The sequence below is a fragment of the Rheinheimera sp. genome (genome assembly GCF_965283995.1).
GTDB lineage: Bacteria > Pseudomonadota > Gammaproteobacteria > Enterobacterales > Alteromonadaceae > Pararheinheimera.
In genome coordinates, this window is sequence record NZ_CBDIQG010000001.1 from 732,549 (window position 1) to 756,218 (window position 23,670).

Here is a 23,670-nt window from a genome sequence, read left to right on the forward strand (position 1 = left end):
GGGCGCTCTTCAGGCTGCAATCGGTCTTGCTCAAAGGCCTAAATGTTAACACAACGGGGAAATGCATGTTTACCGGAATAGTGCAGGCACAAGTACAAGTGCGGGATCTGACCAAGCGTGACGGCTTTCTGCGGCTGACTTTGGATGCTGGCGAGGCGCATCTGCAGCAGCTCCAGAGGGGGGCTAGTATTGCGGTCAATGGCACCTGTTTGACGGCCACAGAATTCGATAGCGCCGCCGGCTGGGTCACTTTTGATGTCATCGACGAAACGCTGATAAAAACCAATTTAGGTACGTTGCAGCCAGGTTCCAAAGTCAATTTCGAGCGGTCACTGAAGTTTGGTGATGAAATTGGTGGTCACATTGTCTCCGGCCATATCAGCGCGACTGCGGAGATCCTGACGATCAAACGCAGCGACGACAATTGCGCCATGCAACTAAGTTTTCCGGCAGAACTTGCGCCTTATATCCAGCCTAAGGGGTTTATAGCGATTGATGGTGCCAGCCTCACAATCGGTGCGGTCGAAGGCCATAGTTTCTGGTTGCATCTGATCCCGGAAACACTGGCGATCACCACGTTGGGCCAAAAGCAAGTCGGCGATCGGCTCAATTTGGAACCCGCCACGGCGCAGCCGGTGGGTGTACCCAGCATGCCAGCTGCAGCATGGCAGCAAGTGGCAGCAGCGCCGGTGGTGACGCCGGCCCAGTCTAAAGTGCTGTCGCCGGCTTTGTCGGTTTATCTCGACGTGCTGCGGTTGTTCGCGGCTTTGTTAGTGTTCGCCCACCATGCTGCCTATGAGCGTTTTGATGGCAGCTGGATAGCGCCACTCGCTGGTTATGGCCATGATGCAGTGGTGATCTTTTTTGTCTTGTCAGGTTTTGTCATTGCTTTTGTCCAGCAGACCAAAGAACGTACAGCTATGTCTTACAGTATCAGCCGGGTGAGCCGGCTGGTATCCGTGGCGTGGCCAGCGGTGCTGGCGACCATCCTGCTCGATAGCGTGGGGCGGCTGATGCTCCCTGAACTATATGAACCGGCATCACCTCTGCATGGAAGTTTGCATAGTTCCTTATTGTTTACCAACGAGTTTTGGGTCGGTGGCATGCATGTCGGTTCTAATATCCCGCTATGGTCATTGTCATTTGAGGCGGCCTATTACCTGTTGTTTGCTGTGTTTATGTTTAGTCGTCATCGTTGGTTATGGTGTTCGCTGGCTGCGCTGGTGATTGGTCCGAAGATCCTGTTGCTGTTACCAGCATGGCTCGCCGGGGTTTGGGTATACCGCTATGCCGCCACTGACCGTAGCCGTCCGGTGAATATGCTGATGGCGCTTGGTGGGGCGGCATTTGTGCTGTTGATGGTGATCGGCAAGGTCGGGAATTTGTACATCAACTGGCGTGTGGCCCACTGGATTGGACCGCAAATGCATGAGTTCTTCGGTCATTCCAGCGCATTTGTCACTGATTACATCATTGCGCTTGGTTTTGCCGTGCATCTGGTTGGTATGGCCGGACTATTACGCCAGATCCAGGTGCGCCAGACTCTGCAGGCGATGATTAGCCGCTTATCTGGTGCCACGTTTCCGTTGTATGTGTTCCATTATCCGGCGTTGTATTGTTTTACTGCGTTGAGTGTTGGGCTGTTCGAGCAAAAAGTTGGCGTCCTGATTGGTATTCTGGCGTTAGGCTTTAGCTGGCTAATGACCGCGCCTTGCGAAAAGTTGCGGTCATATTTGCGCAGAAAACTGCTGGCGTTGTTTTTACCTGAGCAACAAAACGCCAGGCAATGAGCCTAGTAAAACTGCTCGTCTTCGGCGTCAATAAACACCTGCACACTATGTCTGGCTTCATCTTTGTGCATCACGATGTGGATAGGGTTGCAGCAATTGCTGCAATCCTCAATGTCGTCCTGATCGTCTCCGCTGATGTCCAGTGTGATGTGGGTTGGGTGGCCACAAAATGGGCAGAGAATGGTTTTATGAAGGAGTTGCATCGGTAGCTCCTTAGATTTGCAGTGTTCTGTGCAGTGTAGAACTGCTCACCACAAGCGGCGAGCAGGACATCAGACGCAACTCAGCTGCAGATCACGACAGCTGTAAAGTTGCTGTCATAAAGCAGCGTCAGTTCAGATGTTTAACAAATCTTTTTGCTCAAGCTGCAGCAATGAGTCCAACACTTTGTCGGCAATGCTGTATCTGGGGTCGTGCCGGTGCTGCGGTTCCGGTACCGCGAAACAGCGCATCCGTGCGGCTTTCGCGGCAATGACGCCGGTGACACTATCTTCCAGTGCCAGGCACTGTTCAGGCGCAATGCCAAGGGCTGCGGCTGCATTCAGATAAACTTGTGGATGTGGCTTGGCGTAGGGCAGATATTGCGCGGAGCAGGTCGCATGAAAGTAGGGCATCAATTCAAAATGTTCCAACGCAGCCAGCATCATGTGGTGATTGGATGAGGTAGCGAGCGCTACGGGTAACCGGAGCTGCTGACAGAGTTGCAATGCCTGTCGTGCACCCGGTAACAACACGCCGCGCTGGCGGATTAATTCGATCACCTGAGTAATGATTTGGTCAGCCACTTCGCCTTGTGTCGGTCCACTCCATGGCGATTGCCGGTACCAGTAATCGACAACATAATCGCAGCGCCAACCGACAGTTTTTGCGGTATCGGCAAGCGTAAGCGGTACGCCGAGGGCGGAGAAGGTGTCAAATTCAGCCTGTTGCCAGAAGTCTTCGGAATCGAGCAACAAGCCATCCATATCAAAAATAACTGCCTGAACCACAATGTCTCCTGTGCGTCAGCTCAATAACTGCTGGATCAGCTCCTGTGCCTGCCAGCTATAGCGGCCGCCGCGTAAATATGCCAGATGCAATAAGTGGTACAGGTTATAGAGGTCTTTGCGTTCGGTAAATCCCTCTGGTAACGCGTGCACCTGTTGATAAGCAGAAAAAAATGCACTGGGCAGCGGGTCAAACAAACCGGCGAAGGCAAGATCGACTTCGCGGTCACCAAAATAGCAGGCCGGGTCAAACAGCACTGGCGCCTCGCCTAAAAAGCCGACATTGCCGCGCCAGCATTCGCCGTGCACCAATGCGGGCTTGGGTTGATGATGATGCAGCCGTTGACGCACGCGCTCGACTATTTTGTCGATATCGCCATAACTCTGTTGCTGCTCAGCTAGTAACTGCAATAACCAGCCAATTCGTTGTTCGGAAAAAAACACCGACCAGTTGCTACCCCACTGATTAGGCTGCAGCGTGGAGCTTAAGTAGTTATCCCAGTCAAAGCCGTACATCGCCTGATCATCGGCCTGATGTAAAAAGGCTAACTGATGGCCAAGCGCTTGCCAGCCATACGGATGGTCGGTTGCCAGTGGCAGATATTCCAGTACCAGAAAGGATTTTTCGATAGTCTGGCCAGCACAGATCACTTGCGGGACCCGGACACAATGCCGGTTTTGGATAAACCTCAGCGATAGTGCTTCAGCTTCAAAGCTGTCGAGCACGTCACGACGATTCAGTTTGACCAGGTATTGCTGTTCGGCACCACTGATGTGAAACAGCAGATTGTCAGAATGCGTGGCGAGTTGTTGTTTATGAGAGATCCGGAAATCTTGTTGTAGTTCAGTACTGATTTGGTCCGCAATGGCTTGCCACATGTCGCTGCTCCGCAGTGAAAGTAAAGTAAATCTAGCTTCAGAATTATGGTCGACTTTGCCAGTTCCGCTGGCCAGCGTATTGATCAGGAACAAACACAAGTCAGACAGCAGACTTGCTCCGGCCAAGCACAGCCAGTAATATGGCTGCGCTTTTTAGTGCCCAGCCGCTGATACGTTCGGTCGCTGTGTTGTTTCGCCACTCGTACGGCAAAACCAAAAAGCCCACTACTTATTCTTATTCAACATGTGACCCTTGGTACGGGCCACCACTGTGAGGATTTATCATGCCAGTCATTACTCTGCCTGACGGCAGTCAGCGCGTATTCGAAGCCCCATTATCTGTGATGGATGTTGCTAAAGACATCGGCCCGGGTTTAGCCAAAGCGACTATCGCTGGCAAAATCAACGGACAGCTCGTGGATGCGTGCGAACTCATCACCGAAGACAGCAGCTTAAGCATTGTTACCAGCAAAGATCAGCAAGGTTTAGAGATCCTGCGCCACTCTTGTGCGCATTTGCTCGGTCATGCCATCAAGCAATTATGGCCCCACGTCAAAATGGCGATTGGCCCGGTGATCGATAACGGTTTTTACTACGACGTGGATTTGGACCGCCCAATCAGCAGCGACGATTTAGCGCAGTTAGAAGAGCGCATGCTGCAACTGGCGAAGACTGAATACGACGTCGTGAAGAAAAAAGTCAGCTGGCAGGAAGCATACGACACCTTCGCTGCCCGTGGTGAAAGTTACAAGATGGAAATTCTGACCGACAACGTCGCCAAAGACGACCAGCCAGGTCTGTACCATCACGAAGAATACATCGATATGTGTCGCGGCCCGCACGTGCCGAATATGCGTTTCTGCCAGCATTTCAAAATCATGAAAGTGGCCGGCGCTTACTGGCGCGGCGACGCAAAAAACAAAATGCTGCAACGCATTTACGGCACGGCCTGGGCAGATAAAAAGCAATTAGCCGCTTATTTACTGCAATTAGAAGAAGCGGAAAAACGTGACCACCGCAAAATCGGTAAAGCGCTTGGCCTGTTCCATTGGCAGGAAGAAGCACCGGGCATGGTGTTCTGGCACAACGACGGCTGGACCATATTCCGTGAGCTGGAAGCTTTTGTCCGCGAAAAACTGGCCGAATACGATTACCAGGAAGTCAAAGGTCCATTCATGATGGACAAGGTGCTGTGGGAGCGTTCTGGTCACTGGGAAAAATATGCTGAGAACATGTTTGTTACCAGTTCAGAAAACCGTGATTACGCCATCAAGCCGATGAACTGCCCTGGCCATGTGCAAATATTCAATCAGGGCCTGAAGTCCTACCGTGATTTACCGCTGCGGATGGCTGAGTTTGGTTGCTGCCACCGCAATGAGCCATCTGGTGGTTTACATGGTCTGATGCGCGTGCGTGGTTTCACTCAGGATGATGCGCATATTTTCTGTACTGAAGAACAAATTCAGACGGAAGTGTCGAGCTGTATCAAAATGATTTTTGATGTCTACAGCACTTTTGGCTTTAAAGAAGTGCAGGTCAAACTGTCGACACGGCCGGAAAAACGGATTGGTACCGACGAAATGTGGCACAAGGCCGAACAGGCGCTGGCCGAAGCGCTGGAAGCCAATGGCATTGCCTTTGATCTGCAACCGGGCGAGGGCGCGTTCTACGGTCCAAAAATCGAATTCACTTTACATGACTGCTTAGGCCGGGCCTGGCAGTGTGGTACTGTGCAGCTTGATTTTGCATTACCGGGCCGTTTAGGCGCCAGTTATGTGGCTGAAGGGAACGATCGTCAGGTTCCTGTGATGATCCACCGTGCGGTCTTAGGCTCGCTGGAACGTTTTATCGGGATTTTGATCGAAGAATATGCCGGTTTCTTCCCTGCTTGGTTAGCACCAACACAGGTCGTCGTGATGAATATCACTGACAATCAGGCCGATTATGCCAAAGAATTGGTAAAAACTTTCAAATCTCACGGTATTAGAGCAACTTCTGACTTGAGAAATGAGAAGATAGGCTTTAAAATCCGCGAGCACACGCTTGCCCGCGTCCCATATCTGGTCGTGGTCGGTGACAAAGAAGTCGAAAGCGGCGATTTGGCACTGCGGACGCGCAAAGGCGAAGACCTTGGTAAAATGACTGTTGCAGCATTTGTTGAAAAACTAACAACAGAAATCAACAACCGGGTCTGACCGATTTCAATCTCTGGAGGAACGTACCATTAAAGTAGGAAAGAAACCTTTACCAACGAACAGACCGAATCGTATTAACGAAGAAATCAACGTACGCGAAGTGCGCTTGCTGGGTCTGGAAGGTGAACAATTAGGTGTTGTAGGTACCGCTGAAGCCATCCGTATGGCCGAAGAAGGTGGTTGTGATCTGGTCGAAATCAGTCCAACAGCTGAGCCGCCTGTTTGTAAGTTAATGGACTACGGTAAGTTCCTGTTTGAGAAAGGTAAGGCTCTGAAAGAGCAGAAGAAGAAGCAAAAACAGATCCAGATCAAGGAAATCAAATTCCGGCCTGGAACTGATGAAGGCGATTACCAGGTAAAACTACGCAACCTGCGTCGCTTCATTGAAGAGGGTGACAAAGCCAAAGTAACGCTGCGGTATCGTGGTCGTGAAATGGCGCATTTGGACATCGGTATTGAAGTCCTCAACCGGATTAAAGACGACATGGCAGACATCGCTGTTTGTGAGTCGTTCCCAAGCCGGGTTGAAGGTCGTCAGATGATCATGATGCTGGCCCCGACTAAGAAGTAATAAGTGCATACAAGTGAATCCATACGCCACTGCGGTAACGAAGTGGCGCGTGGTTTTCCGCCTTATTATTCGTTGTAATATCACAATTGCGAGTGAGCTCACTATGCCAAAGATGAAGACCAATAAAGGCGCTGCCAAGCGCTTTAAAAAGACCGCTTCTGGTGGTTTTAAACGTAAGCAATCACATCTTCGCCACATCCTGACGAAGAAGTCTTCTAAGCGTAAGCGCCATCTGGGCCCGAAAACTTTAGTTGCTAAAGTTGACGTCGCTTCAGTAGCTCGTTGCCTGCCATACGCATAATTTAGGAGACTGACATGCCAAGAGTAAAACGTGGTGTGACCGCACGTGCGCGTCACAAGAAGGTATTAAACCAGGCAAAAGGCTACTACGGTGCCCGCAGCCGTGTTTATCGTGTAGCGTTCCAAGCAGTTATCAAAGCCGGCCAATACGCCTACCGCGACCGTCGTCAACGTAAACGTCAATTCCGTCAACTGTGGATCGCGCGTATCAACGCTGCTTCACGTCAAAACGGTTTATCTTACAGCCGTTTCATCGATGGTCTGAAAAGAGCATCGGTTGAAATCGACCGTAAAATTCTGGCTGACATCGCTGTATTCGACAAAGGCGCATTTGCTGCCTTAGTTGCGAAAGCGAAACAAGCACTGTCTGCTTAATTTGATTAAGTAGTTGAAAAGGCAGCCTCGGCTGCCTTTTTTGTTTCTGAAGTATAACCAGCCTCATTGCTTCACCACACCAGATAAACAGGCAATAAAAAAGGCGCCGCAGCGCCTTTTCTGTTCGGTCCTGTCTTTAATTGACCGCGGGCAGAAACTCCATAATCACCTTATTCTCTTTGAACAATTGCAGTTTCTGCTGATTGACTTCGATCCGGTCAGCTGCCTGCAGCTGCTTCGTAAACTGTTGTTCATAGAAATTTGCGTCATTGCAGAACTTGCGGGTGCTGACGATAGGTAACACTTTGAGTTGGTTGTCTTTTTGCGCGTAGCCAGCATTAAAGTTATTGCAGCCGGAAAAACCAAAGATCCGGTTATTTTGGTCAAACATCACCCGAATATTTAATTTTTGCGGCACGCTGATCTGTGACACGGTTTGCAGGCGCCAGACCAGATTTTGTACTTTTGCAGTCGCCGCTTTGTCCGGGCATGTTGCACCAGGCCAGAATTGGTCAAACTTATCAACTAACAATGCCTGCTGTTGCTCGTTACTCTTGCGTGCCGTCATCGTTGCCACTACGGCTTTACCGCTCAGCTTCGGATCGGTCTGATAAGAACGCAGCATCGGCATGTGATGCTGTGTCATCGCAATACTGTGATTTTCACCGGTCATACAATCGATAAAACTGGCTTCATTATTCTTCAGCTGATACAGCCCTAATAATGGCATTCTGGTATCGATGCGGGCGAACTGCTGGGTGCGGGTCAGCGTCTGATTGTCTTTCGAAACCATTGGCTTGCCTGCAGCATTTAGCAAAATAAGATGTTGATTGCTGCCAAACTGAAACGACGGGACTTTGCCTTGTTTACTGGATAAATGCAGGATGCGGTCATCCAGTTGCCAGTTCCCTGTTAATAGCTCGACCGTATTACGGTCGATATAATCACGGCGCAGTTCAAAGCGGCCATCCTGTAACACATTCAGCTGATATTGGATGCCCGGGCATTTTTTGCATGGCAAAGTGCCATGAAAAGACATATCTCGATCGATAAAAATCAGGCCGAAATCGGTCGGCATTGCCTCGGTGTTATCAGAGCTGACAACTTCACCGGGTACCAGATCCGGCTCAGGTGCCGCTGGTTGGACAGGTTGCACCGGGTCAGGTTTCACCGCTTTTTGCGGCAAACTGGTACAGGCTGATAACAAGACTGCGGCAAGAACTAGACTACGTTTCATTCATTTTACCCATTACAACGCTGACTTCTGACATCAGAAATCGGAAACTTGCGACATTATAATGAAAATCTGATTTTGATACAGGCGTTTTGTCAGTTGGAACGCTGCTGTTGCCGCAACCATTGCAACACAAGTCTGGCACTGTGTTGCGGATCTTCCTGCATAAAGCAATGGCCGCCATCCACCTTCACGACTTGTAATTGAGGGCATTTTTGCTGAAACAATGCTGCGGATTTGGCGACAAATGGATAGCTGCTGCTGCCATAGACTAATTGAATGGGTTTACTGGTTTGTTGCAGCGATGACCACAGACGGCGGGGGAAACTGGCAAAGATCTCAGCTTCCCGTTCCGGTGCACAGCGCAGTGTCAGGCCATCGGTCGTATTGATAAGTGCATGATCGATATAAGCTCTTAACGCATCTGGATGCCAGTTTTTAAACATGCCGCGTTGGTGAAAATATTGCCATGCTGTGGCGGTATCGGTGAAATGTCGCCGACGTTTTACCGCGCGGCGGGCAAGTGGATTGTGTCGGTACAGGCCCGTCCATTCTAACAACTGCATGCTGCGCAGCATGGTTGGTGTGAATAATACCGGATCGAGTAGCAAGGCTGCGTCAAACGGGCTGTGCGGTCCGCTGTGCAATAGGGCTGTCAGCACACCGCCAAAACTGTGTCCGACGCCATAGACAGGTACAGCGCCATAATCCTGTTGATGCGCTTCCAGGGCCTGCCTGGCAAAGTCTGCACTTTGGTTCCAACCAATAAAACGTCCGCCGTGTTCACTGCGGCCATGACCTTGCGCATCGGATAAAAAGAGGTCTACGTGCTGGAGTAAAGGCGTCAGCATCGGTGCATACATCTGGCTGCAATACCCATTGCCATGCAGCATATGCAGGAGTGGCCTGCCACTGGGTGGGCTGCGCATGCCTTGCAGCATGAAACCAGCCGGTGTGCGATATTGCCAGGGGATCAAATCCATGATGATTCTCAAGTAATTACTCTAATCAAACTGCCACAATCTGATGTTGTTGATCAAGCTGGATACACCCGGTTCAAAACAAAAAAGCCACCCGAAGGTGGCTTTTATCACACGAGCAACTTAGAAGTTGTAGGTCAGACGCGCGTAATAGAAGCCGCCGTTGAAGCCCATGACAGCCGTAGTTGGGTATTTTGCACCTAACACGTCAGCCCATTCGTTTTCATCTGGCAGTGTATCAAACAGGTTTGATGCGCCTAAAGAGACGCTGTAACTATCGCTGAAGTTGTAGGTGACTTCAGCATCTACGGTCAGTTCTGCGCCTAAATACAGCGGTAAACCGCCATCAGCGGCCGAGACAACGCCCGAATCAGCATGGTCTTCATAGTAACTACCGTACTGGTTCAGACGGACATAACCGTTCCAGGAGCCCTGGTTATGGCTGACAGTGAAGCTGCCGCGCACACTCGGTAAACCCTCTTCAATCTGCTTGATTTTTGCTTCCCAGATGTAATCTGAATGGCGATCTACAGTGGTTTCAGTCCAGTTTGCCGCTAAAGCAAAGGTTGTACGGCCACCAAATTGATCAATACCATAGTTAGCAACAAAGTCAGCGCCTTTGGTGGTAGTGTCAAAATCGTTGGTGAAGTATTTAACCCCTGTGAAGCTGCTCGCATCCCGTACACCCAGCGCAAGTAACTTCTGAATGTCCGAAGCAGTCAGTTCCTGTGAGGATGATTGGCTGATACGGTCATCCACTTTGATCTGGAAGAAATCTAAAGTGACATATAAATCATCGATTTCGACCACGGTACCGAATGACAGGTTGACTGACTCTTCCGGCGTTAGTGCTTTACCGCCTTTGAGTACAGAGATTGGGTGAGTCGGTGGTAACGTGGCGTTATCGACCAGACCTTTACCCGCGGTAAATGATGTTGTTACGTTGCGAACTGTTGATTGACCAATGGTCGGTGCACGGAAGCCAGTACTGGCGGCCGCGCGGAAAGCAACTTCGTCGTTCAGTTGATAACGACCTGTCAATTTGGCATTGGTAGTAGAACCAAAATCTTCATAGTCTTCAAAGCGTAGAGCGAAGTCAGAACGGAAGTGGTCGTTAAACTCAGCACCAAATTCTGTGTAAGCCGCATAGTTGTAACGGTTGAAAGAGCCTGCGTCATCAGGCTTGAAGCCTGGGAAACCGTTTGAACCGATACCAAAACCCTGAGAAGCCAGAGGGCCTACTTCAAACGAGTTTTTATCACCTGCGTAGATTTCGAAGGTATCAATACGGTATTCAAGACCTGCAGCGACCGCCAACGGATATGGCAGCGCATCAACTTCGATGAGCTTATTCATATCGTAGTTAACCGCTTGTTCTTGCTGCACATATTTACCGGCATCGAAATCGCGTGGTGTGGCTGAACCCATTGAAGCGTTAATAGTGTTTTTAATATAAAACTCTGCTTCACTGCGACCATAGGTAGAGCTCAGGTCAAAGTTCCAGCCGTTAGCCAGAGTACCTTTCAGGCCACCGGCCAGCGATGCATCGGTGACGATACCGCCAAACTTCGGTGTAAAACCACCTGGCAGCGATTTAAAGAACGTAAAGCAATGTGCAGGGAGTGCGTTCACTTTACTGGAGATTTGGCTAAAAGACTGACCGGTCAGTCCAACGGTCGGACAAGCGCCTTTGGTGGTATCTAAATTGCCAACCAACAGGGTGCTACCACTGTCGTTGGAATAAACACCGCCACGGCTTTGTGGGTTACGGAAATAGAATCCACCTTCTACGTCACGTTGGGCAAAGTTACCAAAGGCGTAGAATTCTTTTTCTTTGGCAACTTCAAGGCCAATATTACCGAACAGTTTAAAGTCACGTTTTACTTCTGGTGAACCCCAAACCTGTGCCGGATTAGCAATGTTGGTATTGCCGGCAGCAACCAAACCTGCTGCATCGCCGCGTTGTACGCTGCGGCTGGTAGGGTCTGATTGTTTGAATTCTGTACTGAAGTTGGCGAAGCCGTTGTCAGTAAAAGGCATCCCAATATTTGCGCTGATTTGACGTAAATCACCGTCACCATCGTAATGCTGGCCAGTTTTAATTTCGATGGCGCCGCCTTCGTTATTGTCTTTCAGGCGGAAGTTAATCACACCAGCGATAGCGTCAGAGCCATATTGAGCTGCAGCGCCGTCGCGCAGAATCTCAACTTGTTTCAGTGCAATTGATGGAATAGTGGAAATATCCGGGCCTTGTGAGCCGTCTGATAAACCACCACCGAGGAAGGTGATGACCGCAGAGCGGTGACGGCGTTTGCCGTTAACCAGCACCAGCGTGCTGTCTGGTGGCAGGCCACGTAAGTTAGCCGGACGCACCAGAGTGGAGGCGTCATTGATAGGTTGGGTGTTTACGTTAAACGAAGGCACTACTGCACTCATCAACGTCATCATGTCACTTGGACCATTCTTGCTAAATTCGTCCGCTGAGATCACATCGACCGGCACTGCCGAATCGCCAACCGAGCGTGGCGCACCGCGTGAACCTACAACGACAATTTTTTCTACGTCCTGTTCCGCTTTTTTCTCAGCAGCGGCGTCTTGCGCATGGGCCAATGGGCTGGTGGCCAACAGCATCAGCGTACCACCGGTCACTGCGGCTTTAATGCACGCTGCCAGTGGTTGGATTGAGGTAGTCATTTTCATGGAGTTGCCTTTTATTATGTTTATCCTGGATAAATCAGCGTGCTCTTTATGTATTTTTTGGCACGCCTGATTAACTTATTGCAAATAAGTTCATTTGTCCAACTGCAGAAATTGTTGATCTGTCTCAAAATGTTTGCGCTGAGCGTCGTTCAGCTGTGCCTGAAACGGGGTGTTTACAGGCGGCGCAATGGTTCGGCACTCGTCTGACGCTAAGGTCACTAAACGCTTTGTGGCTTGAAAAAATCTGGCGGGTGCAGTTAGATGCACACTGATTAATCTAGCAGACGGACCTTTGATGAAAAAAACTATTCTGTCCGGCGTCATCCTGTGCGCCAGTCTCAGCCCACAAGTTCAGGCGCAAAATCTGACCTTACCGCGGCTATTTGCCGAGCCGGCACTCAGTGGCACCACACCAAAATCTTTGGCGTATGCACCGGATGGGGCGCGTATTACTTATCTCAAGGGCAAGACGAAAGATGCGAACCGGCTTGACCTGTGGCAATACGAACTGGCCACAGCGAAACACAGTGTGCTGGTCGATTCCGATACTTTGTTCAGTGGCACCGAAACACTGTCTGATGAAGAAAAGGCCCGGCGTGAACGCTTACGATTGTTTGCCAGCGGTATTGTCAGTTATCAGTGGTCGAAGGATGGGAAAGCGCTGCTGTTCCCACTGAACGGGGATTTATATCATTATCAGCTCAGCAGCAAAAAAGCCCGCAAGTTGACGGAAACCGAAGCCTTTGAAACTGACGCTCAAATATCGCCAACCGGTCGTTTTGTATCTTTCGTCCGTGATCAAAATATCTTTGTGATTGATTTAAAGTCAGGTAAAGAAACTCAGTTAACCTCCGATGGCAAAGGTACGGTCCGAAATGGCATGGCCGAGTTTGTTGCCCAGGAAGAAATGGGCCGGATGACCGGTTACTGGTGGGCGCCGGACGACAGCAAAATTGCTTTTACTCAGTTTGATGAAGCCATAGTGCCTGAAGCGGTACGCAATGAAATTTATGCCGACGAAATAAAGCTGTACAGCCAGCGGTATCCGTTCGCCGGCAAAAGCAACGTGCAGATTAAACTTGGTGTAGTCGGCATTACCAACCCACAGGTCAGCTGGGTTGATCTTGGCAAAGATCAGGACATTTACCTGCCACGGGTGCAGTGGAGTGAAAATCCGAATTTATTGAGCTATCAATGGCAAAGCCGGGATCAGCAGCGTCTGGAATTACGCCTGGCTGATCTGGCCGCCGGTCAACAAAAGACCCTGCTGACTGAAACCAGCAAAACCTGGGTCAATTTGCATGATGATTTGCATTTCCTCAAAGATAAAAAATCTTTTGTCTGGGCCTCGGAGCGCGATGGTTACAAACACTTGTATCTGTATTCGCTGCAAGATGGTACGGCAAAGCAGTTGACGAGCGGAGCCTGGATAGTCAATCACATTGAAAGTATTGATGAAAAAGCAGGCCAGATTTATTTCAGCGGTCGTAAAGATACGCCACTGGAAAGTCATTTGTATCGGGTACCGGTGCAGGGCGGCGAGATTGTCCGCTTGACCGAAGCTGGCAGCAATCACCAGGTCGTGGTAGCAAAAAATGGCAGTGGGTTTATCGACACAGCTTCAGCTGTGGTCAAGCTACCCAGCGTCACACTGCGCGACCAGCAAGGCAAAGCGGTGACTGTGCTGGCAGCGAACGAGTTGGATGCACAACATCCGCTAACAGCCTACGCACCGGAACTGGTGACACCGGTATTTGGTACGCTCAAAGCCAGTGACGGTCAGACTTTGCATTACCGTTTGTTCGCGCCAAAACAACTGGCTGCCGGGAAGAAATATCCGGTTGTGGTTGGTGTATACGGCGGGCCCGGCGCACAACGTGTCACCAATAGCTGGAGTGGTAAAGACCTGTATTTCCAATATCTGGTACAGCAGGGCTATCTGGTGTTTCAGCTCGATAACCGTGGTTCGGAAAATCGCGGCAAAGCATTTGAAGATCCAATTTTTGGCAAACTGGCTGAAGTTGAACTGGAAGATCAAAAAACCGGCGTCGAATATCTGAGAACTTTGCCCTATGTCGATGCAAGCCGGATTGGGATCTATGGCCACAGCTATGGTGGTTATATGTCGATCATGGCAATGCTGCGGGCAGGCGATTACTTTGCCGCCGGTGTATCTGGCGCGCCAGTCACCGATTGGGCTTTGTATGACAGCCACTATACCGAACGCTATTTAGGTCATCCGGCGAAAAATGCGGCTGGCTATGAAGCGAGTTCTGTGTTTCCCTATGTTGATGGTCTGAAAGGCAAGTTGTTGATATATCACGGTATGGCTGATGACAACGTGCTATTCACGCATAGCACCAAGTTGTTCTCCGTGCTGCAGAGCAAAGGGAAATCGTTTGAAATGATGACCTACCCGGGCAGTAAACACGCCATGTTTGGTCAGCCAGTACAAACACATCTGCACCAGACGATCACTGAGTTCTTTGACCGGACGTTAAAAGCGCCGAAATAAGCGAAAAATCAAATTAAAAAGGTCGCTGCGGCGACCTTTTTTGATCTGATAAATCTCAATGCGTGCGCCGTTTTGTTTATACTTTCAGTTCGTTAGCACAAACATCGCCAGCGAATAAAGCCCGTAAGTTGGCCACAGTGATCTGACTGATCTGACTGAGTGCCTCTTGGGTGAAAAAAGCCTGATGGCCAGTGATCAGCACATTTGGAAAGGTCAATAGGCGCTGGAATACTTCATCAGCAATCATTTCTTCGGACAGATCTTTAAAAAACAGATCGGCTTCCTGTTCGTACACATCCAGGCCCAGCAAGCCGATTTTTTTACTTTTTAGCGCATCGATCACCGCTTTGGTATCAATCAGCCCGCCACGACTTGTGTTAATCAGCATGACGCCATTTTTCATTTGCGCGAGCGCTGCCTGATTAATCAGATGATGGCTGTCTGGGGTGAGCGGGCAATGCAGGCTGATCACGTCGCTGTCCCGGTACAGTGTGGCCAAATCCACGTAGCGCGCAGAGGATGGCAAAGCGTCAGGGTGTGGCTGCGGGTCAAAGCACAGCAATTGCATACCAAAGCCGTGCAGAATACGTGCAGTCGCCTGGCCAATGCGGCCGGTACCAATCAGCCCGACGGTTTTACCATGCAGGTTAAAACCCAATAACCCCTGCAGACTGAAATTATCGTCCCGCACCCGGTTATAAGCTTTGTGTAGCTTGCGGTTCAGACACAACATCATAGCAACACAATGTTCGGCGACAGCTTCAGGCGAGTAGGCGGGCACCCGCGCGACTCGGATGCCGAGCTGATTTGCTGTGGCGAGGTCGACATTGTTAAAACCGGCACAGCGCAGTGCCACAATTGACACACCGAGCTGGTGCAGCTGCTGCAGGACAGCTGCACTCAAGGTGTCGTTGACGAACACGCAGACGGCACAGCTGCCCGCAGCAAGTTGCACGGTATCGATGGTCAACGGCTGCGGCAAAAATCGCCACTGCAGATCAGGTCCGGCCGCCCGCAGGAACGACTCATCGTAGGTCTGATTACTAAATACCGTGATCTGAAACTGAGAGTCCATTGCTTCGTCCTGTTCGCTGCACAAAAGATTAAGGCTATAACGCTGGTAATAATGCCAGTTCAGCTTCAATCGCATCGATAAACTGGCCGGGTTTGGTCCGTGGTGCATAACGTTTTACTACAACACCGTCTTTGTTCACCAGAAATTTGGTGAAATTCCATTTGATGGCGCGAGTTTTCATGAGCCCACGAGCTTGATCTTTCAGGTATTCAAATAATGGATCTGCTTCAGGGCCATTGACATTAATCTTGGCCAGCACACTAAAGCTAACACCATAATTAAGCTGACAAAACTGCTGAATATCACTGTCAGAGCCTGGTTCCTGCCCACCAAATTGGTTGCATGGAAATGCCAGGATCTCCAGACCCCGGTGATGATATTGCTGATGCAGCTTTTCCAAATCCTGATATTGCGGTGTAAAGCCACAGCGACTGGCTGTATTGACGATTAGCAATACTTTGTCGCGATACTTGCTCAGTTCCAGCAGGTTACCTTGCGGCGTTCGTACTTTAAAATGATGGACGTTGGCCATAAATTCCTCTTGAAGCCTGCGTTGACGCAGCCGGTCCGTGACTAAATTTGCAGACAACAGATCTAGCTACCAATGATTTTGCTATTTGTAACATAAATTTGTACAGTGGCGGCTAGCCTGTCACAGAATTAAGTCAATTGTATGTCAGAAATAACTTCAACATCTTTAACATCTTCAGTGCCTGTCTCCATTGCTTTTATCGGTTTGGGCGTGATGGGTTTTCCAATGGCGGGCCACCTGCGGGCCGCAGGCCACAACGTCACAGTGTATAACCGGACTGCAGCCAAGGCTGAGCAATGGGTGACGCAGTATGGTGGCTGTAGTGGTTCAACGCCTGCCGCTGCCGCCAGCGGTGCACAATTGGTGATGTTGTGCGTAGGCAATGACGACGATGTCAGAGCTGTGGTTTTCGGTGAGTCTGGTGTTTTACACAGCATGGCGCCCGGCAGTTTGCTGATTGACCACACCACTGCATCAGCGGATTTAGCGCGTGAGCTGGCTGCTGCCTGCGTAGCAAAAGGAGTTGGCTTCCTCGATGCACCGGTATCCGGTGGACAGGCTGGCGCACAAAACGGAGCGCTGACCATTATGCTTGGCGGCGAGTCCGCCGATTTTGCGCGGGCAGAACCAGTGTTAAAGCACTATGCCAAAAGTGCGCGATTACTGGGCCCAGCCGGTAGTGGTCAGCTGGCGAAAATGGTCAATCAGATTTGTATTGCCGGTGTGGTACAAGGACTGGCTGAAGCTTTGCATTTTGCAGATTGTGCCGGGCTGGATGCGAAAGCCGTGCTGGATGTGATCTCTAAAGGCGCAGCGCAGTCGTGGCAGATGGAAAATCGCGGCTATACCATGGTCGATGGGCAGTTTGATTTTGGCTTTGCGGTCGACTGGATGCGCAAAGATCTCAGCATTACTCTCAATGAAGCTCGGCGCAATGGTGCACAATTACCGGTCACTGCACTGGTCGATCAGTTTTACAGTGAGGTACAGGCGCTTGGCGGCAACCGGCAGGATACGTCCAGCCTGATCCGCCGCCTGAAGAAGCCTGCTCGCGACTAAGCTCTATTCATCGCGTTGCTGAATGGTCAGTAGCGCGAAACCTGCCAGCAGCAATAACGGCACCAGCACCAGCTGACTGAAGGGATCCAAGGTACTGCGCTGGTTCAGCCATAGAATCACCAATCCCTGCAAAACCAGCATTGCCCAACTCAGTTGTTTGACGGTCATTTTCATTATCCACCTCCTGTTGACTGAGCCTCAGTTTAACTTGCTGGATATTTGCGCTATAGTGGCAATATTGACATTTAAAGTGCAGAAAGTGACAAATGAAAACATTGCTGGTACTGGTATATCCCGGAGTGGCGCTTGGACATTTAACCGGCATGGCTGAAGTATTCCGCTTTGCTAATCAACTGGCGCAATACTTGGAACCACTCAAATTACAGCCGCGCTATCAGGTGCAGTTTTACCATTTGTCCGGAGCCAGCAGCTATCAGGCCGATGGGTTGCAGATCGCCTGCATTGAGCAGCCGCCGGCGCAGATAGACGCCTTATTAATCCCTGGTAATTACGCACATCAGGCACCTGAACTGGAGCAGGTGATGACGCTGTTCCGCGCCCACAAGGAGTGGTTCGCCGATCTGCAGCAACAAGGTACCTTGCTGGCTGCGGGTTGTAATGGCAGCTTCGCGCTGGCGGCGACAGGATTATTAGATGGTGGTGAAGCGACGACGTGTTGGTTTCTGGCTGAGTACTTTCAGCAGCGGTTTCCTCAGGTTCAGTTGAAGGCCGAAGCAAGTGTCAGCCGCAGCGGCAGTTGTCTGACCGCCGGTGCGACGACGGCTTATCTTCAGCTTTGTTTGCAATTGATCACCGAATTCGACGGCGTGCGCTTTAGCAGCCAGCTGGCCAAAGTGCTGCTGGTGGAGCCGTCGTTGCACAGTCAGGCGCCATTTTTGTCGGTGCAACAGTTGGTCAGCCATCAGGACGAACGCATTGCAGCGGTGCAGAGTTATCTGCGTAAACATCTGGCAGAGCCCCTCGACTTGCAACAACTGGCGCAACGTTTTGCCATGAGTGGCCGGACCTTGATCCGGCGTTTTAAATCTGCCACCGGCGATACCCCGATGGCGTGGTTACAAAAATTACGCATCGATAAAGCGAAAAACCTGCTGGAGACCACGATGATGCCGTTGGAACAACTGACGCAACAGGTTGGCTATGAAGATGTGTCTTCGTTTCGAAAATTGTTCCAGCAATATACCCAAATGACACCAAAGGCCTATCGCAACCACTTTTTTCAATAAAAATTACCGAGGGGCGATTCTTTCTGCAATGAAAAGGTAAATTTAACTAAATTGTCTCGCGTAAAAATGCTGACGTGATACTATTTTGTTAATTATTCGCTATTAATTGCATCCATATGTCTGTGTTTGAAATTAGCTGGCAGTTGTATCTACTGCTGTTCTGTTGTGTCGTTGCTGTGCCGGTCATCAGTATCTGGGCCTGGTGTCATTGGACAAAGCGGCCGTTAAAGCCGGCCTTATGGTCTTTAGTCGGTTCAACTGCGGTGTTTATGGGTCTGACCTGGGCTATCAGCAGTAACAGCGTTACGATAGAAGAGAATCACCTGGCACTAAAAGCCGGTTTTTATCAGGCACATATCGACAATATTTCTCTCGCCAGCAGCGCAGTCCACATCATGCCGCTTGATCAACTCGGTGAATATACGCCGGAGATCGCAGTCAACGGTATACGCCTGCCGGGTTATCAGGTCGGCTGGTATCTGTTGCACAATCGGAAACTTGCGTTTGTGATGCTGATCGGTTCCCTCGATGAAGTAAGTCTGGTCCGCTCCGGTGATATGACGGCGGTTGTCGGCGGCAACTTGTTCAGTGGTGGTGGTCGTATGGTGCCTGCTAAATGAGTCTGCAGGTCACCGGATCCGCCTGCTATAAAAAAGCGTTGGGAAGGCTTTTTAACAATGCACGGCATGGGCCCAAAGGGTGAGCGCCAGGGATGGTAGCGAATAAAAAAGGTCGCATTTGCGACCTTTTCAACACTGCTTCATCACATCAGGCAAAATGCATTTCCGGCACATCACCGTCAATAATTAAGCGACCGGCAGTTTTCTGCTGGATCTCTTCGACTGACACACCAGGCGCGCGCTCGAGCAGATAGAAAGCACCATCGCGCACTTCCAGCACGGCTAAATCCGTAACAATCTTTTTCACACAGCCGACACCGGTCAACGGCAGTGTGCAGTTGTCGAGGAGCTTCGAGCTGCCGTATTTGTCAGCGTGGGTCATGGTGACAACAATATTCTGTGCACCTGCAACTAAGTCCATCGCGCCGCCCATGCCTTTGACCAGTTTGCCCGGGATCATCCAGCTGGCGATATTGCCGTTCTGGTCGACCTCAAAGGCGCCTAATACCGTCAAATCAACATGACCGCCGCGGATCATGGCAAAACTTTCCGCAGAGGAGAAAATCGCCGCTCCTTTGATTGCTGTGACGGTTTCTTTGCCGGCGTTAATCATATCAGCGTCGACTTCTGCATCGGTCGGATAGGGCCCCATACCAAGTAAACCGTTTTCCGACTGCAGCATCACTTCGATACCGCCCGGCACGTAGTTGGCGACCAGAGTTGGAATACCAATGCCAAGGTTGACGTAATAGCCATCTTTTAATTCTTGTGCGACACGCATCGCCACTTGTTCACGTGATAAAGCCATGACGTTCTCCTTAATCCTTGCGAACCATGCGACGTTCGATGCGTTTTTCAAAGTTACCTTTGATCACGCGCTGTACATAAATGCCCGGGGTATGAATTTCTGTCGGTGACAATTCACCTGGCTCGACGATTTCTTCCACTTCAGCCACGGTAATTTTGCCGGCAGTGGCGACCATCGGGTTGAAGTTCATCGCGGTGTGGCGAAATACCAAGTTACCGTACCGGTCTGCTTTCCAAGCGCGGACAATGGCGAAATCACCGGTGATGGATGGCTCCAGCACATAGTTACGGCCATTGATTTCACGGGTTTCTTTGCCTTCAGCGACGGGCGTGCCGTAGCCGGTTGCGGTGAAGAAGGCTGGGATCCCAGCGCCACCAGCACGAATTTTTTCGGCCAGTGTGCCTTGTGGCGTCAGTTCAACTTCTAATTCGCCGGATAACAGTTGTTTTTCAAACAGCGCGTTTTCGCCAACATAAGACGCCACCATTTTTTTGATCTGGCGGTCTTCCAGTAAAATGCCGAGGCCAAAACCGTCAACGCCGCAGTTATTGGAGACCACGGTTAAATCACGGGTGCCCATTTTTTTGATTTGGCTAATCAGGCCTTCCGGGATACCGCATAAACCGAAACCTCCAGCGATCACCGTCATACCGTCGGTCAGACCTGCTAAGGCTTCGTCGTAGCTGTGCACGACTTTGTTAAACCCTGCCATTGCTCTTCCTCTGTTGTGTAGGGCGGCCGCAGCGGGGCGACCGGCGTTGTTGTTTGTAATGCGTTGTTTGTAATTCGTTGTCAGAAATTTATAAGGCGCCGAAGCTGACGTGCTGATCCGGTTTACTCCGCGGATAACGCCGCATTTTGCTGACACTTTGCCTGCAGCGCCAATCCTACTTTAGAACTAGGTTTCTTGCCGAGCGCCGCTGTGATGGCCCAGCCAGCGCGGGCGAGGCTTTGTAACTCAACGCCATGGCCAATGCCAAGACCATTCAGCAAATACACCACATCTTCAGTGGCAACATTGCCTGACGCGCCGGCAGCGTAAGGACAACCACCGAGACCGGCTACAGCGCTGTCAATCACTGCGATACCGCGGCTTAGCGCGACGTAAATGTTTGTTAACGCCTGACCGTAAGTGTCATGAAAATGTATCGCAATTTTGTCCAGTGGCACTACTGCAAGCACCGCATCCAGCATCGCAGACACATTCGCCGGCGTACCGACACCGATGGTGTCGCCGAGCGATATTTCATAGCAGCCCATGTCCAGCAGTGCTTTGGCAACGCGCGCAACATCGGCTGGCGCGACTGCGCCCTGATAAGGACAACCGACGACACAAGATACATAACCCCGCACCCGCACACCGTCCGCTTTTGCGGCAGCCAGAACCGGGGCAAATCGGGCCAGACTCTCATCAATTGAGCAATTGATATTCTTTTGCGAAAAGGCTTCCGATGCGGCGCCAAAAATCGCGACTTCATCAGCACCCGCGGCGCGCGCCGCCTGATAGCCTTGCAGATTGGGTGTCAGTGCCGCGTAGGTGACACCGGTTTTACGGCTGATACCACTAAACACTTGGCCTGAATCAGCCATTTGCGGTACCCACTTCGGGCTGACAAAAGCGCCAGTTTCGATGGTCGTGAGGCCGGCGTCTGCCAATGCTTCGACCAACGCAATTTTAGCCGCTAGTGGCACCGCGACTTCGTTTTGTAAACCATCCCGCGGGCCAACTTCGACAATGCGCACGCTCGACGGGAACTGACAAGAGTCCGAAAGCATCATGTTCATACTTTGTCTCCGGCGTCTGCGCTAAAGTCGACCAGCTCAGCACCGTCTTTGACCAGATCGCCGGCTTGATAGAACACGCTGTTGACGACGCCATCGGCTGGCGCTTTGATGGCATATTCCATTTTCATCGCTTCCATCACCAACAAGGTGTCACCGCTTTGCACGCGCTGACCGGCGCTGACCATCACAGCAACCACAGTACCGTTCATCGGCGCTTTTAAGCTACCGGCGGACTCATCTGCAGCAGCCACTTCAACCTGGGTTTGATAAACAAAATCAAAGCGTTGGTGGCGGATAAACACTGATACCATCTTTTGCTGGCCATTTTGTTGGTACTGGCTGACGCGCACCTGGAACTGGTGCTGGCTGCCTTGGGCGCCGGACAAGGTGGCGGTCAGCACGTCAGCATTCAGTTCGGCTTTGGCTTCGATACAATAATCACCAACACAGAGTTGATGGCCCGTTGCCGTGCTTTGGATCTGGACCTGTTGTGCTACCTCGCCATGTTGCAGCGTAAAGCGCACTTGTGCTGCTTCGTTTAAGCGCCAACCGTAGCCGCAACTCCATGGCGAATTGCCGGAGGTTTTCGGTTGTTGCAACAGCAATAAGTACAGCGCTGCCAGCAATAAGGCTTGCAGTGGTTCGGATTGCTCCGGCGCGAACAGTTCGGCCTGATGATGTTCAATAAAATGCGTATCGAGTTCGGCAGCGGCAAAAGCCGGGTGCGATACCAGACGGCTCAGGAAAGCTAAATTGGTTTTGACACCGGCGATACGATAGTCATCGAGCGCACGGCGCATCCGCGCGATGGCAAGGTCGCGGCTTTCGTCCCAGACGATGAGCTTGGCGATCATTGGGTCATAAAATGGCGATACTTCGTCATATTCGACCACGCCGGTATCGACCCGAACATGGCGATGCTCATCCGGCTGGCGCAGGTACGTCAGTTTACCGGTCGCCGGCAGGAAGTTGTTGTCTGGATCTTCGGCATAAACCCGCACTTCAATGGCGTGGCCATCCAGCGGAATTTCAGCTTGCGTCAGCGGCAACGGCTGATTGCTTGCGACCAGTAACTGCCATTTCACCAAGTCCTGGCCGGTGATCATCTCGGTGACCGGATGCTCGACCTGCAACCGCGTGTTCATTTCCATAAAATAGAAAGAACCGTCTTCGTCAAACAGGAATTCAACGGTGCCGGCACCGGCATAGCCGATGGCTTTGGCAGCGGTGACGGCGGCTTCGCCCATCGCTTTACGCTGCTCTGCGCTGAAATTTGGTGCTGGCGCTTCTTCTATCACTTTCTGATGGCGGCGCTGGATAGAACAATCGCGCTCGTGTAAATAGACCGCATTGCCAAAATTATCAGCAAACACCTGAATTTCCACGTGACGTGGCTTGGTCAGGTAGCGCTCCATCAGGATTTTGTCATTGCCAAAACCATTCAGCGCTTCGCGTTTAGCGCTTTGCAGCTGCTCGAGAAACTCCGAGGTTTGCCAGACCACTTTCATGCCTTTGCCGCCGCCGCCATATGCGGCTTTGAGCAACAGCGGATAGCCGATACGGTCGGCTTCTTGAGCCAGGAACTGCTCATCCTGGTTATCACCGTGATAACCAGGCACCAGCGGGACGCTGGCTTTACTCATAATTTCTTTGGCGGCGCTTTTAGACCCCATCGCCGCAATCGCTGGCACTGGCGGACCAATAAAGACTACGCCTGCTTTGGCGCAGGTTTCGGCAAAGCCTTCGTTTTCGCTTAAAAAGCCATAACCCGGGTGAATGGCCTGGGCGCCGCTTTGTATGGCAATTTGCAGAATTTTATCGGCGCGCAAGTAACTGTCTTTTGACGGGGCTGGACCTAACAAAAAGGCTTCGTCCGCCATTTGCACATGGCGGGCGTTGGCGTCGGCTTCGGAATAGACAGCGACACAGCGAATACCCAGTTTTTGGGCGGTTTTGATCACGCGGCAGGCAATTTCACCGCGATTGGCAATCAGAATTTTGCTAAACATCTGGGCTTTT

At 51.0% G+C, this 23,670-nt stretch carries 22 protein-coding genes; 9 read left to right on the top strand and 13 right to left on the bottom strand.

Annotated features, from left to right (window positions below; genetic code table 11):
• Positions 1 to 65 precede the first annotated feature (65 nt).
• Positions 66 to 1,790 carry a riboflavin synthase subunit alpha gene (locus tag ACQ66Q_RS03325; RefSeq protein ID WP_430455487.1) on the top strand — a complete coding sequence of 575 codons (1,725 nt, stop codon included), beginning with the start codon at positions 66 to 68 and terminating at the stop codon, positions 1,788 to 1,790.
• 2 nt (positions 1,791 to 1,792) lie between these two features.
• On the opposite strand, the gene ACQ66Q_RS03330 is transcribed toward ACQ66Q_RS03325, so the two are convergent.
• The 3 genes from ACQ66Q_RS03330 to ACQ66Q_RS03340 all read right to left on the bottom strand — a co-directional run bounded on the left by ACQ66Q_RS03330 (position 1,793) and on the right by ACQ66Q_RS03340 (position 3,655).
• A complete protein-coding gene (locus tag ACQ66Q_RS03330; protein WP_430455488.1) occupies positions 1,793 to 1,993 on the bottom strand; it encodes a CPXCG motif-containing cysteine-rich protein in 201 nt (66 codons plus the stop codon).
• 132 nt (positions 1,994 to 2,125) lie between these two features.
• The gene (gene hxpB / locus ACQ66Q_RS03335) at positions 2,126 to 2,779 is read right to left on the bottom strand and encodes a hexitol phosphatase HxpB (protein ID WP_430455489.1); all 654 of its coding nucleotides are present in this window, start codon (positions 2,777 to 2,779) and stop codon (positions 2,126 to 2,128) included.
• A gap of 15 nt (positions 2,780 to 2,794) precedes the next feature.
• Positions 2,795 to 3,655 carry a fructosamine kinase family protein gene (locus tag ACQ66Q_RS03340; RefSeq protein WP_430455490.1) on the bottom strand — a complete coding sequence of 287 codons (861 nt, stop codon included), beginning with the start codon at positions 3,653 to 3,655 and terminating at the stop codon, positions 2,795 to 2,797.
• Between the two features lie 284 nt (positions 3,656 to 3,939).
• Between ACQ66Q_RS03340 and thrS the strand changes: the two genes are divergently transcribed.
• From thrS to rplT, 4 genes are all read left to right on the top strand, one after another.
• Positions 3,940 to 5,850 (top strand): threonine--tRNA ligase, encoded by a 1,911-nt coding sequence (gene thrS / locus ACQ66Q_RS03345; protein WP_430455491.1) that lies wholly within the window; start codon positions 3,940 to 3,942, stop codon positions 5,848 to 5,850.
• Positions 5,851 to 5,878: 28 nt separating this feature from the next.
• Positions 5,879 to 6,421: a translation initiation factor IF-3 gene (gene infC, locus ACQ66Q_RS03350; protein ID WP_208933498.1), complete on the top strand. Its 543-nt coding sequence runs from the start codon at positions 5,879 to 5,881 to the stop codon at positions 6,419 to 6,421.
• A 103-nt stretch (positions 6,422 to 6,524) separates the two neighbouring features.
• A complete protein-coding gene (gene rpmI, locus ACQ66Q_RS03355; RefSeq protein ID WP_208931265.1) occupies positions 6,525 to 6,722 on the top strand; it encodes a 50S ribosomal protein L35 in 198 nt (65 codons plus the stop codon).
• 14 nt (positions 6,723 to 6,736) lie between these two features.
• Complete coding sequence (gene rplT, locus ACQ66Q_RS03360) at positions 6,737 to 7,096, top strand: 50S ribosomal protein L20 (protein ID WP_031565008.1); 360 nt, start codon at positions 6,737 to 6,739, stop codon at positions 7,094 to 7,096.
• Positions 7,097 to 7,232: 136 nt separating this feature from the next.
• Here rplT and ACQ66Q_RS03365 read toward each other — a convergent pair whose 3' ends face one another.
• From ACQ66Q_RS03365 to ACQ66Q_RS03375, 3 genes are all read right to left on the bottom strand, one after another.
• Positions 7,233 to 8,333, bottom strand: a complete 1,101-nt coding sequence (locus ACQ66Q_RS03365; protein ID WP_430455492.1) for an META domain-containing protein — start codon at positions 8,331 to 8,333, stop codon at positions 7,233 to 7,235.
• A gap of 92 nt (positions 8,334 to 8,425) precedes the next feature.
• A complete protein-coding gene (locus ACQ66Q_RS03370; protein WP_430455493.1) occupies positions 8,426 to 9,313 on the bottom strand; it encodes an alpha/beta hydrolase in 888 nt (295 codons plus the stop codon).
• Between the two features lie 120 nt (positions 9,314 to 9,433).
• Positions 9,434 to 12,010, bottom strand: a complete 2,577-nt coding sequence (locus tag ACQ66Q_RS03375; RefSeq protein ID WP_430455494.1) for a TonB-dependent receptor plug domain-containing protein — start codon at positions 12,008 to 12,010, stop codon at positions 9,434 to 9,436.
• 295 nt (positions 12,011 to 12,305) lie between these two features.
• Between ACQ66Q_RS03375 and ACQ66Q_RS03380 the strand changes: the two genes are divergently transcribed.
• Positions 12,306 to 14,525, top strand: a complete 2,220-nt coding sequence (locus tag ACQ66Q_RS03380; protein WP_430455495.1) for a S9 family peptidase — start codon at positions 12,306 to 12,308, stop codon at positions 14,523 to 14,525.
• A 76-nt stretch (positions 14,526 to 14,601) separates the two neighbouring features.
• Here ACQ66Q_RS03380 and ACQ66Q_RS03385 read toward each other — a convergent pair whose 3' ends face one another.
• Positions 14,602 to 15,600, bottom strand: coding sequence for a 2-hydroxyacid dehydrogenase (locus tag ACQ66Q_RS03385; protein WP_430455496.1), 999 nt, complete (start codon positions 15,598 to 15,600; stop codon positions 14,602 to 14,604).
• Between the two features lie 34 nt (positions 15,601 to 15,634).
• Positions 15,635 to 16,132 (bottom strand): glutathione peroxidase, encoded by a 498-nt coding sequence (locus ACQ66Q_RS03390; protein WP_430455497.1) that lies wholly within the window; start codon positions 16,130 to 16,132, stop codon positions 15,635 to 15,637.
• A gap of 141 nt (positions 16,133 to 16,273) precedes the next feature.
• On the opposite strand from ACQ66Q_RS03390, the gene ACQ66Q_RS03395 reads away from it, so the two are divergent.
• On the top strand, positions 16,274 to 17,191 hold the full coding sequence (locus ACQ66Q_RS03395) for an NAD(P)-dependent oxidoreductase (protein ID WP_430455498.1): 918 nt from the start codon (positions 16,274 to 16,276) through the stop codon (positions 17,189 to 17,191).
• A gap of 3 nt (positions 17,192 to 17,194) precedes the next feature.
• Here ACQ66Q_RS03395 and ACQ66Q_RS03400 read toward each other — a convergent pair whose 3' ends face one another.
• Positions 17,195 to 17,365, bottom strand: a complete 171-nt coding sequence (locus ACQ66Q_RS03400) for a hypothetical protein (RefSeq protein ID WP_430455499.1) — start codon at positions 17,363 to 17,365, stop codon at positions 17,195 to 17,197.
• 92 nt (positions 17,366 to 17,457) lie between these two features.
• On the opposite strand from ACQ66Q_RS03400, the gene ACQ66Q_RS03405 reads away from it, so the two are divergent.
• Complete coding sequence (locus ACQ66Q_RS03405) at positions 17,458 to 18,438, top strand: GlxA family transcriptional regulator (RefSeq protein ID WP_430455500.1); 981 nt, start codon at positions 17,458 to 17,460, stop codon at positions 18,436 to 18,438.
• Positions 18,439 to 18,554: 116 nt separating this feature from the next.
• A complete protein-coding gene (locus tag ACQ66Q_RS03410; RefSeq protein WP_430455501.1) occupies positions 18,555 to 19,058 on the top strand; it encodes a hypothetical protein in 504 nt (167 codons plus the stop codon).
• Between the two features lie 148 nt (positions 19,059 to 19,206).
• On the opposite strand, the gene ACQ66Q_RS03415 is transcribed toward ACQ66Q_RS03410, so the two are convergent.
• The 4 genes from ACQ66Q_RS03415 to ACQ66Q_RS03430 form a co-directional block, all read right to left on the bottom strand.
• Positions 19,207 to 19,866 (bottom strand): CoA transferase subunit B, encoded by a 660-nt coding sequence (locus tag ACQ66Q_RS03415; protein ID WP_430455502.1) that lies wholly within the window; start codon positions 19,864 to 19,866, stop codon positions 19,207 to 19,209.
• A 10-nt stretch (positions 19,867 to 19,876) separates the two neighbouring features.
• A complete protein-coding gene (locus tag ACQ66Q_RS03420; protein ID WP_430455503.1) occupies positions 19,877 to 20,578 on the bottom strand; it encodes a CoA transferase subunit A in 702 nt (233 codons plus the stop codon).
• A 122-nt stretch (positions 20,579 to 20,700) separates the two neighbouring features.
• Positions 20,701 to 21,651: a hydroxymethylglutaryl-CoA lyase gene (locus ACQ66Q_RS03425; protein ID WP_430455504.1), complete on the bottom strand. Its 951-nt coding sequence runs from the start codon at positions 21,649 to 21,651 to the stop codon at positions 20,701 to 20,703.
• A complete protein-coding gene (locus ACQ66Q_RS03430) occupies positions 21,648 to 23,660 on the bottom strand; it encodes an acetyl-CoA carboxylase biotin carboxylase subunit (RefSeq protein ID WP_430455505.1) in 2,013 nt (670 codons plus the stop codon). The genes ACQ66Q_RS03425 and ACQ66Q_RS03430 overlap by 4 nt, the downstream gene beginning before the upstream one ends.
• Positions 23,661 to 23,670 lie beyond the last annotated feature (10 nt).

What these genes read in the sequence shown, in the direction of transcription:
- ACQ66Q_RS03325 (WP_430455487.1), top strand. Translation starts at nt 66, where the DNA reads ATGTTTACCGGAATAGTGCAGGCACAAGTACAAGTGCGGGATCTGACC.
- ACQ66Q_RS03330 (WP_430455488.1), bottom strand. Translation starts at nt 1,993, where the DNA reads ATGCAACTCCTTCATAAAACCATTCTCTGCCCATTTTGTGGCCACCCA.
- ACQ66Q_RS03340 (WP_430455490.1), bottom strand. Translation starts at nt 3,655, where the DNA reads ATGTGGCAAGCCATTGCGGACCAAATCAGTACTGAACTACAACAAGAT.
- thrS (WP_430455491.1), top strand. Translation starts at nt 3,940, where the DNA reads ATGCCAGTCATTACTCTGCCTGACGGCAGTCAGCGCGTATTCGAAGCC.
- rpmI (WP_208931265.1), top strand. Translation starts at nt 6,525, where the DNA reads ATGCCAAAGATGAAGACCAATAAAGGCGCTGCCAAGCGCTTTAAAAAG.
- rplT (WP_031565008.1), top strand. Translation starts at nt 6,737, where the DNA reads ATGCCAAGAGTAAAACGTGGTGTGACCGCACGTGCGCGTCACAAGAAG.
- ACQ66Q_RS03365 (WP_430455492.1), bottom strand. Translation starts at nt 8,333, where the DNA reads ATGAAACGTAGTCTAGTTCTTGCCGCAGTCTTGTTATCAGCCTGTACC.
- ACQ66Q_RS03370 (WP_430455493.1), bottom strand. Translation starts at nt 9,313, where the DNA reads ATGGATTTGATCCCCTGGCAATATCGCACACCGGCTGGTTTCATGCTG.
- ACQ66Q_RS03375 (WP_430455494.1), bottom strand. Translation starts at nt 12,010, where the DNA reads ATGAAAATGACTACCTCAATCCAACCACTGGCAGCGTGCATTAAAGCC.
- ACQ66Q_RS03380 (WP_430455495.1), top strand. Translation starts at nt 12,306, where the DNA reads ATGAAAAAAACTATTCTGTCCGGCGTCATCCTGTGCGCCAGTCTCAGC.
- ACQ66Q_RS03385 (WP_430455496.1), bottom strand. Translation starts at nt 15,600, where the DNA reads ATGGACTCTCAGTTTCAGATCACGGTATTTAGTAATCAGACCTACGAT.
- ACQ66Q_RS03390 (WP_430455497.1), bottom strand. Translation starts at nt 16,132, where the DNA reads ATGGCCAACGTCCATCATTTTAAAGTACGAACGCCGCAAGGTAACCTG.
- ACQ66Q_RS03395 (WP_430455498.1), top strand. Translation starts at nt 16,274, where the DNA reads ATGTCAGAAATAACTTCAACATCTTTAACATCTTCAGTGCCTGTCTCC.
- ACQ66Q_RS03400 (WP_430455499.1), bottom strand. Translation starts at nt 17,365, where the DNA reads ATGAAAATGACCGTCAAACAACTGAGTTGGGCAATGCTGGTTTTGCAG.
- ACQ66Q_RS03405 (WP_430455500.1), top strand. Translation starts at nt 17,458, where the DNA reads ATGAAAACATTGCTGGTACTGGTATATCCCGGAGTGGCGCTTGGACAT.
- ACQ66Q_RS03410 (WP_430455501.1), top strand. Translation starts at nt 18,555, where the DNA reads ATGTCTGTGTTTGAAATTAGCTGGCAGTTGTATCTACTGCTGTTCTGT.
- ACQ66Q_RS03415 (WP_430455502.1), bottom strand. Translation starts at nt 19,866, where the DNA reads ATGGCTTTATCACGTGAACAAGTGGCGATGCGTGTCGCACAAGAATTA.
- ACQ66Q_RS03420 (WP_430455503.1), bottom strand. Translation starts at nt 20,578, where the DNA reads ATGGCAGGGTTTAACAAAGTCGTGCACAGCTACGACGAAGCCTTAGCA.
- ACQ66Q_RS03425 (WP_430455504.1), bottom strand. Translation starts at nt 21,651, where the DNA reads ATGAACATGATGCTTTCGGACTCTTGTCAGTTCCCGTCGAGCGTGCGC.
- ACQ66Q_RS03430 (WP_430455505.1), bottom strand. Translation starts at nt 23,660, where the DNA reads ATGTTTAGCAAAATTCTGATTGCCAATCGCGGTGAAATTGCCTGCCGC.